Below are 16196 nucleotides of genomic sequence, written 5' to 3'. Positions count from 1 at the left end.
CCGTCGGAGCGCGGCCTTTCGCGGGGTTTTCACCAATCCCGCAGGTCGCGCCGGTTAAAATCAGAGGCTTTGTCGACGGGCCGCGAAACAAATTCGCTGCAGTTGTGACAAAACACTTCAAAATCAAAGCTCAGGAAGCATTTCAATGGCTATCGAACGTACCCTTTCCATCATCAAGCCCGACGCCGTCGCCAAGAACGTCATCGGCAAGATCGTTTCCCGCTTCGAGGCTGCCGGCCTCAAGGTTGTCGCCGCCAAGCTGGTGCACCTGTCGCGCAACGAAGCCGAGCAGTTCTACTCGGTGCACAAGGAGCGTCCCTTCTTCAAGGACCTCGTCGAGTTCATGATCTCGGGCCCCGTGTTCGTGCAAGCACTCGAAGGCGAGAACGCCATCGCCAAGAACCGTGACCTGATGGGCGCCACGGACCCGAAGAAGGCAGCCGCCGGCACCATTCGCGCCGACTTCGCCGACAGCATCGACGCCAACGCCGTTCACGGCTCGGACGCGCCCGAAACGGCAGCGAACGAAGTCGCTTTCTTCTTCGCCGGCCTCAACGTCTACGCACGCTGAAGCCGTTTCTCGCCTGAATTCATGACCACAGCCAATCTGCTCGAATTCGATCTCGACGGGCTGGCTGCGTTCTGCGAAAAACTCGGCGAGAAAAAATTCCGCGCCACGCAGCTGTTTCGCTGGATCCACCAGCGTGGCGCCAGCGACTTCACCCAGATGACCGATCTGGCGAAGTCGCTGCGCGAGAAACTCGCGACCACCGCGCGCGTGGAGGCCCTGTCGGTCCTCACGCAGCATGAATCCAAGGACGGCACGATCAAGTGGCTGTTCGACGTCGGCGGCGGCGATGCGGTCGAGGCCGTGTTCATTCCCGAAGACGACCGCGGCACGCTGTGCGTGTCGTCGCAGGCGGGTTGCGCCGTGGGCTGCCGCTTTTGCTCGACCGGGCATCAGGGCTTCAGCCGCAACCTCACCACGGGCGAAATCGTCGCCCAGCTCTGGTTCGCCGAGCACTTCCTGCGCAAGCACCTGAATCGCAGCGAGCGCGTCATCTCCAACGTGGTGATGATGGGCATGGGTGAGCCGCTGCAGAACTACTCGGCGCTGGTGCCCGCATTGCGCACCATGCTCGACGACAACGCCTACGGGCTGTCGCGCCGCCGAGTCACGGTGTCGACCTCCGGCGTGGTGCCGATGATCGACCGCCTGGGCGCCGATTGCGCCGTGGCCATGGCCGTCTCGCTGCATGCGCCCAACGATGCGCTGCGCGACGACCTCGTGCCGCTCAATCGCAAGTACCCGATCGCCGAACTGCTCGAGGCCTGCAAGCGCTACCTCGTGCATGCGCCGCGCGACTTCATCACCTTCGAATACTGCATGCTCGACGGCGTGAACGACCAGCCCGAGCACGCGCGCCAGCTGATCGAGCTCGTGCGCAAGCACGACGTCTCGTGCAAGTTCAACCTGATTCCGTTCAACCCGTTTCCGGCGTCGGGCCTGCTGCGCTCGCCGCAACCGCGCGTGCTGGCCTTTGCCCGCATGCTGAGCGAAGCGGGCCTCGTGACCACCGTGCGCAAGACGCGCGGTGACGACATCGACGCCGCCTGCGGACAACTCGCCGGCGACGTGAAAGACCGCACCCGTGCGGCCGAACGCATGGCCCAGCGCCGTGCGGCGGTGGCCGAGCGCCCCGTCGTTCTGCACCCGCCCCGCGCCAAGACCACCAAACCAACCGTTCCCCAGGAGCATTGACGCAATGAGCATGGCCTTACCGACGACGACCGCGAGCGCGCAGCGAGTGCTGAGCGCAGGAATCGCGAGCGTCGCCGTGGTGCTTCTTCTCGCGGGCTGCGTCAACACGCGAACCACCACCACCGGGCTTGTCGGCAGCGGGGCCGACAGCGGCACCACGGTCGTGACCGACGTCGACGAAAACAACCGTCGCCGTGCCCGCCTGCGGATGGAGCTGGCCGCCGGCTACTTCGAACAAGGCCAGACCTCGGTCGCCCTCGAAGAGCTCAAGCAGGTGCTGACCATCGACCCGAACTACGCCGACGCCTACAACCTGCGTGGCCTGGTCTACATGCGGCTCGAGGATGCCGGTCTGGCCGAAGACAGCTTCCGCCGCGCCGTCGCGATCAATCCGCGCGATGCCAACACGCGCCACAACTACGGCTGGCTGCTGTGCCAGCAGAGCCGCTACGGCGACGCCGCACAGCAGTTCGCCGCCGCATTGGCGGTGCCCAGCTACACCGACCGCGCCAAGACGCTCATGACCCAAGGGGTCTGCGAGCTCAAGGCCGGTCAGAGGCAGCAAGCCGAACGCAGCCTCCTGCAGGCCTACGAGCTCGACGCCGGCAATCCGGTGATCGGCTTCAACCTGGCCTCGGTGCTGGCGCAGCGCGAAGAATGGTCGCGCGCGCAGTTCTACATCCGCCGTGTCAACAACAGCCCGTCGGCCAATGCCGAGACGCTGTGGCTCGGCATCAAGGTCGAACGGAAGCTCAACAACCGCGAGGCTGTCGCGCAGCTGGGCGGTCAACTGCAACGACGTTTCCCTCAATCGCGGGAGGCAATGGCGTACGAGCGCGGGAATTTCAATGACTGAACGGGTTTCGGAGTTCGGGACGTCCGCGGCACTGCCGCTGGCAGAAGGCGACGTCGCGCACAAGACGGCTGGCGACATGCTGCGCGAGGCGCGCGAAGCGCATGGCCTGCACATCGAGATGGTGGCCGCGGCACTCAAGGTGCCGCCGCAAAAGTTGCTCGCGCTCGAGGCCGACGACATCGCCTCGCTGCCCGACCCGGTGTTCGCCCGGGCCCTGGCCAGCAGCGTGTGCCGCGCACTGCGCATCGATCCGGCGCCCGTGCTGGCCAAGCTGCCGGGCGCGCAACGCGCACCGCTGGCCGAAACCAATCGCACGCTGAATGCCCGCGTGGTCTCCGATACGCCGCGCTGGAGCGGTGGGCGTTCCGGCGGCCTGCCATCGCGCGCGTTGCTGACGGTCGTCGTGCTGCTGCTGATCGGCGCCGGTGTGCTGTTCTGGATGCCGCAATCGGCGTTCGACCAGATCGGCGCCTCCGTCGCGCGACTGACCGCAAAGAACGATGCCGAGGTCATGCCACCTGCCGATCAGGGGGGCGTCTCGGAGCCCGTGCCGACGCAGGCCGTGGCGCCGACCGGTCCGGTGGGCGCTGCACCGGTCGCCGGCGCGGTGGCTGCTGTGCCCGCCGCCCCGGCCTCTGCGCCCGCGGCAGCTGTCGCCAACACCAGCACGGCCAGCAGCCAGCAGCTCGTCCTGGTGGCGCGCGAGGAATGCTGGGTCACCGTCACCGAAGCCGGCGGCAAGCAGTTGCTGCGCCGCAGCCTGCAGGTCGGCGAAACCGTCGGCCTGTCCGGCACGCTGCCGCTGTCCGTGGTGGTCGGACGCGCATCGGCAGTCGATGTGCAAGTGAACGGAAAGCCCTACGATCTGAAGCCTGTCACCCGCGGCGGCGGTGTGGCGCGTTTCGAGGTGAAATCGTGACAACCGACTGCACTCCCCAACCCATTGAATCGGCCGCGCCCAAGGCGCGCCGCTCGCGCCAGGCCAGCGTGGTCTGGGGGCCGCGCACCGTCACGGTGGGGGGCGACGCGCCCACGCGCGTGCAGTCGATGACCAACACCGACACGGTCGATGCCATCGGCACCGCGATCCAGGTCAAGGAGCTCGCCATTGCGGGCTCCGAGATGGTTCGCATCACCGTCAACACGCCCGAAGCCGCCGCGCAGGTGCCCTACATCCGCGAGCAACTCGATCGCATGGGCATCGACGTGCCGCTGATCGGCGACTTCCACTACAACGGCCACCGCCTGCTGACCGACTATCCGGCCTGCGCCGAGGCGCTGAGCAAGTACCGCATCAACCCCGGCAACGTGGGCAAGGGCGACAAGAAGGACAAGCAGTTCGGCCAGATGATCGACGCGGCCATGCGCTGGAACAAGCCGGTGCGCATCGGCGTGAACTGGGGCAGCCTCGACCAGGAACTGCTCGCCAGCCTGATGGACACGAACAGCCAGCGCACCACGCCCTGGGACGCCAAGCAGGTGATGTACGAGGCGCTGATCACTTCGGCCATCGAGTCCGCCAAGCTGGCTGAGTCGATGGGCATGGCCGGCAACCAGGTCATCCTGTCGTGCAAGGTGAGTGGTGTGCAGGACCTGATCTCGGTGTACCGCGAACTCGCGCGGCGCTGCGACAACCCGCTGCACCTGGGCCTGACCGAAGCCGGCATGGGCACCAAGGGCACGGTGGCCTCGGCCACGGCGCTGTCGATCCTGCTGCAGGAGGGCATCGGCGACACGATCCGCGTGTCGCTCACGCCGCAGCCGGGCGAGTCGCGCACGCAGGAAGTGCTGATCGCCAACGAAATCCTCCAGGCCCTGGGCCTGCGCGTGTTCGTGCCGAGCGTCACGGCCTGTCCGGGTTGCGGCCGCACCACCAGCACGACCTTCCAGGAACTGGCCAAGCAGATTGACGACTACCTGCGCCTGCAGATGCCGGTCTGGCGCAAGAAGTACCCCGGTGTCGAGACGCTGAAGGTGGCCGTTATGGGCTGCATCGTCAACGGCCCCGGCGAGAGCAAGCACGCCGACATCGGCATCAGCCTGCCCGGCACGGGCGAAGCGCCGGCTGCACCGGTCTTCATCGACGGCGAAAAGGCCCTCACGCTGCGCGGCGACAATATCGCCAACGAGTTCCACCAGCTCGTCGAAACCTACATCGAAAAGCGCTTCGGCAGCGAGCACGCTGTCCTGGCCTGACACCTCCGCAGACTCATGGCTGAAAAACTGAATGCCGTCAAAGGCATGAACGACATATTGCCGCCCGAATCGGCGCGCTGGGAATGGCTCGAAGCCATCGTGCGCGACCTGATGGGGCGCTATGCGTATCGCAACGTCCGCACCCCGATCCTGGAGCATACGGCGCTGTTCGTGCGCGGCATCGGCGAGGTGACGGACATCGTCGAGAAGGAGATGTACGCCTTCGAAGATCGCTCGGACAAGCATGGGCAGGCCGAGCATCTGGCGATGCGTCCGGAGAACACGGCCGGCCTCGTGCGCGCCGTGATCGAGCACAACATGCTCTACGAAGGCCCCAAGCGCCTTTGGTATACGGGCCCGATGTTCCGTCGCGAAAAGCCGCAGCGTGGGCGTTTCCGCCAGTTCCACCAGATCGGCGCCGAGGCGCTCGGTTTTGCCGGGCCCGATGTCGACGCCGAGCTGATCCTGCTGGCCACCGCGCTGTGGAAGGCCATCGGCCTGACGGACGTGCGCCTGGAGCTCAACAGCCTGGGCCAGCCGGCCGAGCGCGCGTTGCACCGCGCCCAGCTCATTGCCCACTTCGAACAGCACGCCGACAAGCTCGACGAGGATGGCAAGCGCCGTCTGCACAGCAACCCGCTGCGCATCCTCGACACGAAGAATCCGTCGATGAAAGAGGTGGTCGAGTCGGCGCCGAAGCTGATCGACTTTCTTGGTGCCGAATCGCTGGCGCACTTCGAGGGGCTGCAGGCCATCCTCAAGGCCAACGACATTGCCTTCACGATCAACCCGCGCCTCGTGCGCGGGCTCGACTACTACAACCTCACGGTGTTCGAGTTCGTGACTGACCGCCTCGGCGCGCAGGGCACGGTGTGCGCCGGTGGCCGTTACGACGACCTCATCGCCCAGATCGGCGGCAAGCCGGCGCCCGCGGTGGGCTGGGCCATCGGCGTCGAGCGCGTGCTCGACCTGCTGAAAGAGCAGGGCGCCGAAGTGCCGGCACCGGTGCCCGATGTCTATGCCATCGTGCCCGACGCCGCCTCGATGCCCGTCGTGCTGCGCGCCTTGCAGCAGCTGCGCGAAACCGGTGTGCGCGTCCAGATGCACGCCAGCACCGCCGAAGGCCTGGCGAGCTTCAAGGCGCAGATGCGAAAGGCGGACGCCAGCGGCGCCGCCTGGGCCCTGATCTTCGGCGCCGATGAACTTGCGCGCGGTGAAGTGACTCTCAAGGCCTTGCGCGACGCCAGCGTTGCGCAGTCCGCCCGTTCACTTGCTGAAGTGACCACCTGGGCCGCCACCCTACAATCGCCGGCTCCCAACCTCTGACAGCGCATGGCCACCCATCTCGACCTCGAAGAACAGGAACAGCTCGACCAGCTCAAGCATTTCTGGAACACCTACGGCACCCTGATCACCTGGGCCGTGCTGCTCGTCGCCGGCGCCTTCGTGGCCTGGAACGGCTGGCAGTATTTCCAGCGCACCAAGGCTGCCCAGGCCGCGGCCCTTTATGACGAGGTCGAACGCAGCACGCAGTCCGGCGACGTCGAGCGCATCCAGCGCGTGATGACCGACATGAAGGAGCGCTTCGCTGGCACCGCCTACGCACAACAGGCCGGCCTGCTGGTCGCCAAGACGCTGTTCGACAAGGGCAATGCCGACGGCTCGCGCGCGGCGCTGGGCTGGGTCGCGCAGAACGCCGTCGACCCGGGCTACCAGGCCATCGCCAAGCTGCGGCTGGCGGCCGAGCTGCTCGATGCCAAGTCCTACGACGACGCGCTCAAGCAACTCGACGGCAAGGTGCCGACCGAATTCGAACCGCTGGTGGCCGACCGCAAGGGCGACATCTTCATGGCACAGGGCAAGCGCGACGAGGCGCAGGCCGAGTACCGCAAGGCCTGGACCGGCCTGGGCGCTGGCTCGGACTACCGCCGGCTGGTCGAGATCAAGCTCAACGCGGTCGGTGTCGACCCGAAGACCCTGGCGCCGACCGTCACCGTGACGCCCGCCGTCCCCAAGAACTCCTGATCGCACACCCTCATGAATTTCAAGCGTTTCAAGCCTGAATCGACCGCCCTGCGCGCGGGTTCTGCTCTTGTTCTGGTAGCGCTCCTGGCCGCCTGCTCGGGCTCCGGCAAGCCCAAGCCCGCCGAGCTGCCGGCCAACCCGTCCCTGATGGGCGTGCGCCAGGCCTGGAACGTGCGGATTCCGGGCGTCGAATTCCCGCTCACCGCCGATGTCAGCGGCGACATCGTGACCGTGGCCGGCAGCGACGGCACGGTCGTCGCCATCGACGCCCGCGCCGGTCGCGAGACCTGGCGCGCCAGCGCCGGCGCGCCGCTGGCGGCCGGTGTCGGCAGCGACGGTTCGCTGACGGCCGTGGTTACGACCAACAACGAAGTGGTGGCGATTGAGAACGGCAAGGTGCTGTGGAAGCAGCGCCTGTCGGCCCAGGCCTTCACCGCGCCGCTGGTGGCCGGTCGCCGCGTTTTCGTGCAGACCGCCGACCGCAGCGTCAGCGCCTGGGACGGCCAGAGCGGCCGCCGCCTGTGGCAGCAGCAGCGCCCAGGCGAAAACCTCGTGCTGCGCAAGTCGGGTGTGCTGATCGCAGTCGGCGACACGCTGGTCGCCGGTCTGGGCGGCCGACTCGTCGGCATGAACCCCGGCAACGGCAGCTCGCGCTGGGAGGCCCCCATCGCCGCGCCGCGCGGCACCAACGATGTGGAACGCCTGGTCGACCTGACCGGCAGCGTGAGCCGCTACGGCGACACGGTCTGCGCACGCGCCTACTACGCCAGCGTCGGCTGCGTCGATACCCTGCGCGGCCAGCTGCTCTGGAGCAAGCCGGCCTCGGGCGCCGACGGCGTGAGCGGCGACGAGCGCTTTCTCTACGGCACCGAATCCGACGGCAGCGTCACCGCTTGGCGCCGCGCCGACGGCGAGCGCGCCTGGCAGATGAGCCGCCTGAAGAACCGCGAACTGACCGCACCGCTGGCCGTGGGCCGCTCGCTGATCATCGGCGAGAGCACCGGCACGCTGCACTTCGTGTCGCGTGAAGACGGTGCGCTGCTGAACCGCGTGACGCCCGATGGCTCGGCCATCACCGTGACGCCGGTGCTGGCCGGCAACACGGTGGTCGTCGTGACCGCCAAGGGTGGCGTTTTCGGTTACCGCCCTGAATAATCATTTTTTGTCTTTCTCTTACTTCCAAGGCCCGACCATGAAAACCGCGCCATCGAAAGGCCGGCCATGAAGCCGGTCGTGGCCCTGGTCGGCCGTCCCAACGTCGGCAAGTCGACGCTCTTCAACCGCCTGACCCAGACGCGCGACGCCATCGTCGCCGACTTCGCCGGCCTCACGCGCGACCGCCACTACGGCAACGGTCGCCTGGGCAAGCACGAGTTCATCGTGATCGACACCGGCGGCTTCGAGCCCGATGCCGGCAGCGGCATCTACAAGGAAATGGCCAAGCAGACGCGGCAGGCTGTGGCCGAAGCCGACGTTGTGATCTTCGTGGTCGATGCCCGCGAAGGCCTCTCGGCGCAAGACCACGACATCGCCAACGAGCTGCGCCGCCTGGGCAAGCCCTGTGTGCTGGCGGCCAACAAGGCCGAAGGCATGCACGACGGCACCAAGCTGGTCGACTTCTACGAGCTGGGCTTCGGCGACGTGCACGGCGTGTCCGCGGCGCACGGGCAGGGCATGCGCGACCTGGTCGAGCTGGCGCTTGAGCCGCTGAACCTGGCCGACCCGGACGATGAGGAAGACGAAGACGAGGTCAACAAGCCGATCAAGCTGGCGGTGGCCGGCCGGCCCAACGTCGGCAAGTCCACGCTGATCAACACCTGGCTGGGCGAAGAGCGCCTGGTGGCCTTCGACATGCCCGGCACGACGCGCGACGCCATCTCGGTGCCGTTCGAGCGCAACGGTCAGCGCTTCGAGCTGATCGACACCGCCGGTCTGCGCCGCAAGGGCAGGGTCTTCGAGGCGATCGAGAAGTTCTCGGTGGTCAAGACGCTGCAGGCCATCGAGTCGGCCAACGTGGTGCTGCTGCTGCTCGACGCGACGCAGGGCGTGACCGACCAGGACGCGCACATTGCCGGCTACATCCTCGAAAGCGGACGTGCCGTGGTGATCGCCATCAACAAGTGGGATGCGGTCGACAGCTACCAGCGCGAACAGATCCAGCGGCAGATCGAAACCCGCCTGCCGTTCCTGAAATTCGCGTCATTGCATTTCATCTCGGCCATCAAGCGCCAAGGCCTGGGACCGGTGTGGCAGGCCATTGCGCAGGCCCACAAGTCGGCCACGCGCAAGATGTCGACGCCGGTGCTGACGCGCCTGCTGCTGGAGGCGGTGCAATTCCAGGCGCCTCAACGCGGCGGCATGTACCGGCCGAAGCTGCGCTATGCGCACCAGGGCGGCATGAATCCGCCCGTGATCATCATTCACGGCAATTCGCTGGAGCACGTGACCGACGCTTACAAGCGTTTCCTGGAAGGGCGTTTCCGCAAGGAATTCGACCTTGTGGGCACGCCCTTGCGGATCCAGTTCAAAAGCTCGCAAAATCCGTTTGCGGACAAGGACAACTGAGGGCGCTTGGCTGCCGATGGCAGCCGATGAGCCGCAGCAGGAGCGGAAGTTCCGTCTTTTGAGAACCGTTATTTTCTCAAGGCTTTTAACCCCGATTGCTGCGGCGCAGAAACCCTGTGTTAAGGTCATCTCTCCAACAACTACTCTTGAACACGGAGAATATCGTGAGCAATAAAGGGCAACTTCTGCAAGACCCGTTTCTGAACACCTTGCGTCGCGAGCATGTGCCGGTTTCCATTTATTTGGTGAACGGCATCAAGCTGCAGGGCCAGATCGAGTCTTTCGATCAATACGTCGTGTTGCTTCGCAATACAGTGACGCAAATGGTCTACAAGCACGCCATTTCCACCATCGTGCCGGGTCGTGCCGTCAACTTCTCGGCCAACGAGAACGACGACGCCGCCGCCTGATCGCGCGGAGCGCGGCGGTAACCCCGCCGCGCTTTTTCCATATCTGATTCCGCTTGTCTGATTCGATCCCCCGCCAGGAAGGCGCCGCCGTTCTCGTCGGCGTCGATTTCGGGCTGCCCCATTTCGACAGCGAGCTCGAAGAACTCGGCCTGCTCGCACAAACCGCGGGCCTGACGCCCGTTGCCCGCCTGGCCTGCAAGCGCAAGGCGCCCGACGCGGCGCTGTTCGTCGGCAGCGGCAAGGCCGAAGAGATCAAGGAGCTCGCCGCGATGCACCGGGCGAGCGAGGTCATCTTCGACCAGTCGTTGAGCCCTGCGCAGCAGCGCAACCTCGAACGCCAGCTCGATGTCGCGGTCTATGACCGCACCTTCCTCATCCTCGAGATCTTCGCCCAGCGCGCCCGCTCGCATGAAGGCAAGCTGCAGGTCGAGCTGGCCAGGCTGCAGTACCTGAGTACGCGGCTGGTCCGTCGCTGGTCCCACCTGGAGCGCCAGACCGGCGGAGCAGGTGTGCGCGGCGGCCCCGGCGAAAAGCAGATCGAGCTCGACCGCCGCATGATCAACGAGTCGATCAAGCGCACGCGCGAGCGCCTGGCCAAGGTGCAGAAGCAGCGCAGCACGCAGCGCCGCCAGCGCGAGCGCCGCGAGACCTTCAACATCTCGCTCGTCGGTTACACCAACGCGGGCAAGTCGTCGATCTTCAATGCGATGGTCAAGGCGCGCGCCTATGCGGCCGACCAGCTGTTCGCCACGCTCGACACCACCACCCGCAACCTCTACCTGGGCGACGCGCGCCGGCAGGTGTCGATCTCCGATACGGTGGGCTTCATCCGCGACCTGCCGCACGGCCTGGTCGATGCGTTCAAGGCCACCTTGCAGGAGGCGGTCGATGCCGACCTGCTGCTGCATGTGATCGATGCCTCCAACCCGCACTATCCCGAGCAGATGGCCGAGGTCCAGTCGGTGCTGCAGGACATCGGCGCAGGCGACGTGCCGCAACTACTGGTGTTCAACAAGCTCGATGCCCTTGAAAGCGCGCAACATCCGCTGCATCTGCAGGACGAGATGGAAATCGACGGCGTGCAGGTTCCCCGCATCTTCCTCAGCGCCAAGACCGGTGAAGGCCTGCCGTTGCTGCGGGCCGAGCTGGCCCGGCAATCGGGTTCCGTCGCCGATACGATGACCCCTGAGGCGGACGCTGAATTGCACGATGCGGCCCCTTGATTGGGCACAATCCCGCCACTGACACGAGAACGAAGCGAATGAATGCAAAGCCAGCGCGGAGAGGGTTTCTGGGCATGTTCAATCTGAACGATGGCCGATGGGGTCGTGGCGACGAGCCGTCCTCCAACGGCGACCGCCCGGCCGGCAACCGGCCGCCCGATGCCGATCCCCCCGGCGCCCCGATCCCGCCGCCTTCGAGCGGCAACCAGAACAACAACGGCAACGGCAATCGTCCGCGCGGCCAGGGCCCCAATCAGGGCCCGCCCGACCTCGACGAACTCTGGCGCGACCTCAATCGCAAGCTCGGCGGTTTCTTCGGCGGTGGCAAAGGCGGCGGCAATCGCCCCAATGGCACCGGCGGTGGTGGCGGCAATGGCTACAAGCCCGACATGAAGAACGCCGGCTTCGGCATCGGCCTCGTGGCCATCGTGGCGGTCCTGATCTGGCTCGGCACCGGCTTCTTCATCGTGAACGAAGGCCAGCAGGCCGTCATCACGCAGTTCGGCCGCTACAAGAGCACCGTGGGCGCGGGTTTCAACTGGCGCCTGCCGTACCCGATCCAGCGCCATGAGCTGGTGGTGGTCACGCAGATCCGTTCCACCGACGTGGGCCGCGACGCCATCGTGCGTTCCACCGGCCTGCGCGAATCGGCCATGCTGACCGAAGACGAGAACATCGTCGAAATCAAGTTCGCCGTGCAGTACCGTCTGAGCGACGCGCGCGCCTGGCTCTACGAGAGCAAGTCGCCCGCTGAAACCATCGTGCAGGTGGCTGAAAGCTCCGTGCGCGAAGTGGTCGGCAAGATGAAGATGGATGCGGCGCTCGCCGAAGAGCGAGACCAGATCGCGCCCCGCGTGCGTGCGCTGATGCAGACCATCCTCGACCGCTACAAGGTCGGCGTCGAAGTCGTTGGCATCAACCTGCAGCAGGGCGGCGTGCGTCCGCCCGAGCAGGTGCAGGCCGCCTTCGACGACGTGCTCAAGGCCGGCCAGGAGCGCGAACGCGCCAAGAACGACGCCGAGGCTTACGCCAACAACGTCGTGCCGCTGGCCACCGGTACCTCGTCGCGCCTGAAGGAAGAATCCGAGGCCTACAAGGCGCGGATCGTGGCGCAGGCACAGGGTGATGCGGGCCGCTTCAGCTCGGTGCTGGCCGAATACCAGAAGGCACCGCAGGTGACGCGCGACCGCATGTACACCGACGCCATGCAACAGATCTACGCCAGCACGACCAAGGTGCTGGTCGACAGCAAGCAGGGTTCCAACCTGCTGTACCTGCCGCTCGACAAGCTGATGCAGCAAGGTGGCAACAACACCGCGGCCACACCCGTGGACGCCGCCAACCCCAACGTGGCCGGCACCGCACCGACCCAGTCGTCGGTGATCCCGGTGGCACCCACCACCACCGACGTGCGCGCCCGTGACGGCCGCTCGCGTGATCGCGACGTGCGCTGAGAAAGGCCCGGAACAACATGAACAGAATCGGTTTCATCGCCACCTCGGTCCTCGTCCTGCTCGTGCTGCTGAGCTCGACCCTCTTCGTGGTCGACCAGCGCCAGTTCGGCGTGGTCTATGCCCTCGGCCAGATCAAGCAGGTGATCACCGAGCCCGGCCTCAACTTCAAGCTGCCGCCGCCGTTCCAGAACGTGTCGTACATCGACAAGCGCCTGCTGACGCTGTCCAGCCTCGACACCGAACCCATGCTCACTGCTGAAAAGCAGCGCGTGGTGATCGACTGGTACGTGCGCTGGCGCATCTCCGACCCGCAGGCCTACATCCGCAACGTCGGCCTCGACGAGAACGCGGGCGCCATGCAGCTGAACCGCGTGGTGCGCAACGCGTTCCAGGAAAACATCAACAAGCGCACCGTGCGCGACCTGATCTCGGTGCGCCGCGAGGCCCTGATGGCCGACGTGCAGCGCGAAGTGCTGGCCGTGGTGAAGGGCGCCAAGCCCTGGGGCGTCGACGTGGTCGACGTGCGCATCACCCGCGTGGACTACGTGGAAGCCATCACCGAATCGGTCTACCGCCGCATGGAGGCCGAGCGCAAGCGCGTGGCCAACGAGCTGCGTTCCACCGGCACGGCCGAAGGCGAGAAGATCCGCGCCGACGCCGACCGCCAGCGCGAAGTGATCGTGGCCAACGCCTACCGCGACGCCCAGAAGATCAAGGGCGAGGGCGATGCCCAGGCTGCCGCGACCTACAGCGAGGCTTTCGGCCGCGATCCGCAGTTCGCCCAGTTCTACCGCAGCCTCGAGGCCTACAAGCAGAGCTTCAACAAGAAGAGCGACGTGATGGTGCTCGACCCGTCCTCGGACTTCTTCCGCGCCATGCAGAGCTCCGGCTCGGCGCGCAAGTAACAACAGGCCGTCCGTTTCCGCTGTCCTGCCTGGAGCCGTGAGCGCCGACACCCTCTGGAGCGCGTTGGCGCTGGTCCTGGTGATCGAAGGCATCCTGCCTTTCATCTCGCCGGGCGGGTGGCGGCGCGGCTTCAGCCAGCTGCTGCAGCTGCGCGACGGCCAGCTGCGTTTCTTCGGTCTTTGCAGCATCCTGCTGGGTTTGGTACTCCTTTGGGTTCTGGGGTAACGCGGGCCCGGTAGAATCCCGGTTTAACCACGCCCCCGATCCCCATGTCCGCCTGGGTCCTCCCGGATCACATTGCCGATGTGCTGCCCTCCGAGGCGCGCCACATCGAAGAACTTCGACGCCAGCTGCTCGATACCGCCCGTGGCTATGGCTACGAGCTGGTGATGCCGCCGCTGCTCGAGCACCTGGAGTCGCTGCTTTCGGGCACCGGCGAGGCGCTCGACCTCCAAACCTTCAAGCTCGTCGACCAGCTCTCCGGTCGCAGCATGGGCCTGCGTGCCGACACCACCCCCCAGGTGGCGCGCATCGATGCCCATCTGCTGAACCGCGACGGCGTGGCCCGGCTGTGCTACTGCGGCCCGGTGGTCCACACCCGGCCCGACCGCCCGCACGCCACCCGTGAGCCGCTGCAGTTCGGCGCCGAGATCTACGGCCACGCCGGCCTGGAAGCCGACACCGAAACCCTGCTGCTGGCGCTCGACTGCCTCGACGCCGCCGGCCTGCGCGACGGCGTGATCGTCGACCTGGCCGACGCCCGCATCGTGCGCGCGCTGTTCGCTGGCGTGCCGGTCGATGCCGCCGCGATCGCCCGCGTGCACGCCGCGCTGGCCGCCAAGGACGCGAGCGAGCTGCAGGCGCTCACCAAGGATTTCCCCGCGGCCTCACGCGACGGCCTGCGCGCCCTCGTGGGCCTGTACGGCGACGTGGCCGTGCTCGACGAGGCCGCCAAGGCCCTGAAGGGCACGCCCGCCGTGGCGGCTGCGCTGGCCGACCTGAAGCAACTTGCGGCTGGCCTGAATGGCACGGCGGGGCGCCAGATCAGCTTCGACCTGGCCGATCTGCGGGGCTATGCCTATTACAGCGGCATGCGTTTCGGCATCTACGTGCCGGGCGCGGCCGATTCGCTGGTGCGCGGTGGCCGCTACGACGAGGTGGGCGCCGTGTTCGGCCGCAACCGTCCGGCCGTCGGCTTCAGCCTCGATGTGCGCGAACTCGTCGGTGTGCTGCCGGCGCGTCCGCTGCGCGCCGCCATCCGTGCGCCCTGGAGCGACGCGGCCGGCCTGCGTCAGGCGATTGCCCAATTGCGCAAGGCCGGCGAAACGGTAGTCTGCGTGCTGCCCGGCCACGGCAGCGAAATCGATGAATTCCATTGCGACCGCGAGCTCGTCGAGCAGGCCGGCCAATGGAATGTCCGAGCGATCTGAATTTTTGAAGTAATGGAACGAGCATGAGCGTAACCACCGGAAGAAACGTGGTCGTCGTCGGTACCCAGTGGGGCGACGAAGGCAAGGGCAAGCTGGTTGACTGGCTGACGGAAAGCGCCCAAGGCGTGGTCCGTTTCCAGGGCGGCCACAACGCGGGCCACACGCTGGTCATCAACGGCGTGAAGACCGCGCTGCACCTGATCCCGAGCGGCATCATGCGGCCGGGCGTCAAGTGCTACATCGGCAACGGCGTGGTGCTGTCGGCTGCCAAGCTCTTCGAGGAAATCGAAGGCCTGGAGAAAGCCGGCGTCGAAGTGCGTTCGCGCCTGCGCATCAGCGAGGCCTGCCCGCTGATCCTGCCGTTCCACGCCGCGCTGGACATCGCGCGCGAGGCCTACCGTGAAAAGGGCGGCATCGAGAAGATCGGCACCACCGGTCGCGGCATCGGCCCGGCCTACGAAGACAAGATCGCGCGCCGCGCGCTGCGCGTGCAGGACCTGAAGCACCCCGAGCGCTTTGCCGCCAAGCTGCGCGTGCTGCTCGAGTTGCACAACCACGTGCTGACCCAGGTGCTGGGCGCGCCCGCCATCGACTACGACACCGTGTTCGACGAGGCCATGCGCCACGCCGTGCTGCTCAAGCCCATGATGGCCGACGTGTCGCGCGAGCTGAACGACGCCCACAAGGCCGGCGCCAACCTGCTGTTCGAAGGCGCGCAGGGCACGCTGCTCGACGTCGACCACGGCACCTACCCGTACGTCACCTCGAGCAACTGCGTGGCCGGCAACGCCGCCGCCGGGTCGGGCGTGGGCCCGGGCATGCTGCACTACGTGCTCGGCATCACCAAGGCCTACTGCACCCGCGTGGGCGGTGGTCCGTTCCCCACCGAGCTCGACTGGGCCACGCCGGGCACCCCCGGCTACCACATGAGCACCGTGGGCGCCGAGAAGGGCGTGACCACCGGCCGCAGCCGCCGTTGCGGCTGGTTCGACGCCGCGCTGCTCAAGCGCTCGGCGCAGGTCAACGGGCTGTCGGGCCTGTGCATCACCAAGCTCGACGTGCTCGACGGCCTCGAGAAGCTGGAGCTGTGCACCGGCTACGAACTCGACGGCGAAATCACCGACATCCTGCCGATGGGCGCCGACGAAATCGAGCGCTGCACGCCGATCTACGAAACGCTCGAAGGCTGGACCGAAAGCACCGTGGGCGTCACGCAGCACGACAAGCTGCCGGTCAATGCGCGCCTGTACCTGCAGCGCATCGAACAGATCACGGGCGTGCCGATCCACATGGTGTCGACCAGCCCTGACCGCGATCACACGATCATGATGCGCCACCCTTATCTCGCAGACTGAACAGGAACGAACCA

General features: G+C 66.6%; 16 protein-coding genes. All 16 read left to right on the top strand.

The window, feature by feature from the left end; genetic code table 11:
- Positions 1–145: 145 nt before the first annotated feature.
- On the top strand, positions 146–571 hold the full coding sequence (ndk, locus tag AC07Q9_RS13685; RefSeq protein WP_489058395.1) for a nucleoside-diphosphate kinase: 426 nt from the start codon (positions 146–148) through the stop codon (positions 569–571).
- 21 nt (positions 572–592) lie between these two features.
- Positions 593–1762, top strand: coding sequence for a dual-specificity RNA methyltransferase RlmN (gene rlmN, locus AC07Q9_RS13680; protein WP_489058394.1), 1170 nt, complete (start codon positions 593–595; stop codon positions 1760–1762).
- A 4-nt stretch (positions 1763–1766) separates the two neighbouring features.
- Positions 1767–2618, top strand: coding sequence for a type IV pilus biogenesis/stability protein PilW (gene pilW / locus AC07Q9_RS13675; protein ID WP_495310086.1), 852 nt, complete (start codon positions 1767–1769; stop codon positions 2616–2618).
- Positions 2611–3537, top strand: coding sequence for a helix-turn-helix domain-containing protein (locus tag AC07Q9_RS13670; RefSeq protein WP_489058392.1), 927 nt, complete (start codon positions 2611–2613; stop codon positions 3535–3537). Before pilW ends, AC07Q9_RS13670 begins: the two co-directional genes overlap by 8 nt.
- Positions 3534–4814 carry a flavodoxin-dependent (E)-4-hydroxy-3-methylbut-2-enyl-diphosphate synthase gene (gene ispG, locus AC07Q9_RS13665; RefSeq protein ID WP_495310084.1) on the top strand — a complete coding sequence of 427 codons (1281 nt, stop codon included), beginning with the start codon at positions 3534–3536 and terminating at the stop codon, positions 4812–4814. The genes AC07Q9_RS13670 and ispG overlap by 4 nt, the downstream gene beginning before the upstream one ends.
- 15 nt (positions 4815–4829) lie before the next feature.
- Complete coding sequence (gene hisS / locus AC07Q9_RS13660) at positions 4830–6140, top strand: histidine--tRNA ligase (protein ID WP_495310082.1); 1311 nt, start codon at positions 4830–4832, stop codon at positions 6138–6140.
- 6 nt (positions 6141–6146) lie between these two features.
- Positions 6147–6839 carry a YfgM family protein gene (locus AC07Q9_RS13655; RefSeq protein WP_489058389.1) on the top strand — a complete coding sequence of 231 codons (693 nt, stop codon included), beginning with the start codon at positions 6147–6149 and terminating at the stop codon, positions 6837–6839.
- A gap of 12 nt (positions 6840–6851) precedes the next feature.
- The gene (bamB, locus tag AC07Q9_RS13650; RefSeq protein WP_489058388.1) at positions 6852–7994 is read left to right on the top strand and encodes an outer membrane protein assembly factor BamB; all 1143 of its coding nucleotides are present in this window, start codon (positions 6852–6854) and stop codon (positions 7992–7994) included.
- Positions 7995–8060: 66 nt separating this feature from the next.
- Positions 8061–9404, top strand: coding sequence for a ribosome biogenesis GTPase Der (gene der / locus AC07Q9_RS13645; RefSeq protein WP_489058387.1), 1344 nt, complete (start codon positions 8061–8063; stop codon positions 9402–9404).
- A gap of 164 nt (positions 9405–9568) precedes the next feature.
- Complete coding sequence (gene hfq / locus AC07Q9_RS13640; RefSeq protein WP_056582504.1) at positions 9569–9814, top strand: RNA chaperone Hfq; 246 nt, start codon at positions 9569–9571, stop codon at positions 9812–9814.
- 53 nt (positions 9815–9867) lie between these two features.
- Entirely contained in the window at positions 9868–11037 is a 1170-nt protein-coding gene (hflX, locus tag AC07Q9_RS13635; RefSeq protein WP_070061004.1) for a GTPase HflX, read from the top strand.
- A gap of 74 nt (positions 11038–11111) precedes the next feature.
- Entirely contained in the window at positions 11112–12491 is a 1380-nt protein-coding gene (hflK, locus tag AC07Q9_RS13630; RefSeq protein ID WP_489058386.1) for an FtsH protease activity modulator HflK, read from the top strand.
- Between the two features lie 17 nt (positions 12492–12508).
- Positions 12509–13396 carry a protease modulator HflC gene (gene hflC, locus AC07Q9_RS13625; RefSeq protein ID WP_062480758.1) on the top strand — a complete coding sequence of 296 codons (888 nt, stop codon included), beginning with the start codon at positions 12509–12511 and terminating at the stop codon, positions 13394–13396.
- A 37-nt stretch (positions 13397–13433) separates the two neighbouring features.
- Positions 13434–13622 carry a DUF2065 domain-containing protein gene (locus AC07Q9_RS13620; RefSeq protein ID WP_489058385.1) on the top strand — a complete coding sequence of 63 codons (189 nt, stop codon included), beginning with the start codon at positions 13434–13436 and terminating at the stop codon, positions 13620–13622.
- Positions 13623–13666: 44 nt separating this feature from the next.
- Positions 13667–14827 (top strand): ATP phosphoribosyltransferase regulatory subunit, encoded by a 1161-nt coding sequence (locus AC07Q9_RS13615; RefSeq protein WP_447744891.1) that lies wholly within the window; start codon positions 13667–13669, stop codon positions 14825–14827.
- 23 nt (positions 14828–14850) lie between these two features.
- Entirely contained in the window at positions 14851–16182 is a 1332-nt protein-coding gene (locus tag AC07Q9_RS13610; RefSeq protein WP_101490073.1) for an adenylosuccinate synthase, read from the top strand.
- Positions 16183–16196 lie beyond the last annotated feature (14 nt).

It is taken from the genome of Variovorax sp. GW821-FHT09A10, from assembly GCF_059418385.1.
Note: the sequence above shows the minus strand (reverse complement) of the source record. Positions and strands in the feature narration are given on the sequence as shown.

Bases quoted from the DNA above. Each gene is read 5' to 3' on its own strand.
- AC07Q9_RS13615 (WP_447744891.1), top strand. From the start codon at position 13,667: ATGTCCGCCTGGGTCCTCCCGGATCACATTGCCGATGTGCTGCCCTCC.
- rlmN (WP_489058394.1), top strand. From the start codon at position 593: ATGACCACAGCCAATCTGCTCGAATTCGATCTCGACGGGCTGGCTGCG.
- bamB (WP_489058388.1), top strand. From the start codon at position 6,852: ATGAATTTCAAGCGTTTCAAGCCTGAATCGACCGCCCTGCGCGCGGGT.
- AC07Q9_RS13610 (WP_101490073.1), top strand. From the start codon at position 14,851: ATGAGCGTAACCACCGGAAGAAACGTGGTCGTCGTCGGTACCCAGTGG.
- pilW (WP_495310086.1), top strand. From the start codon at position 1,767: ATGAGCATGGCCTTACCGACGACGACCGCGAGCGCGCAGCGAGTGCTG.
- hflC (WP_062480758.1), top strand. From the start codon at position 12,509: ATGAACAGAATCGGTTTCATCGCCACCTCGGTCCTCGTCCTGCTCGTG.
- hflK (WP_489058386.1), top strand. From the start codon at position 11,112: ATGTTCAATCTGAACGATGGCCGATGGGGTCGTGGCGACGAGCCGTCC.
- AC07Q9_RS13670 (WP_489058392.1), top strand. From the start codon at position 2,611: ATGACTGAACGGGTTTCGGAGTTCGGGACGTCCGCGGCACTGCCGCTG.
- der (WP_489058387.1), top strand. From the start codon at position 8,061: ATGAAGCCGGTCGTGGCCCTGGTCGGCCGTCCCAACGTCGGCAAGTCG.
- hisS (WP_495310082.1), top strand. From the start codon at position 4,830: ATGGCTGAAAAACTGAATGCCGTCAAAGGCATGAACGACATATTGCCG.
- AC07Q9_RS13655 (WP_489058389.1), top strand. From the start codon at position 6,147: ATGGCCACCCATCTCGACCTCGAAGAACAGGAACAGCTCGACCAGCTC.
- ndk (WP_489058395.1), top strand. From the start codon at position 146: ATGGCTATCGAACGTACCCTTTCCATCATCAAGCCCGACGCCGTCGCC.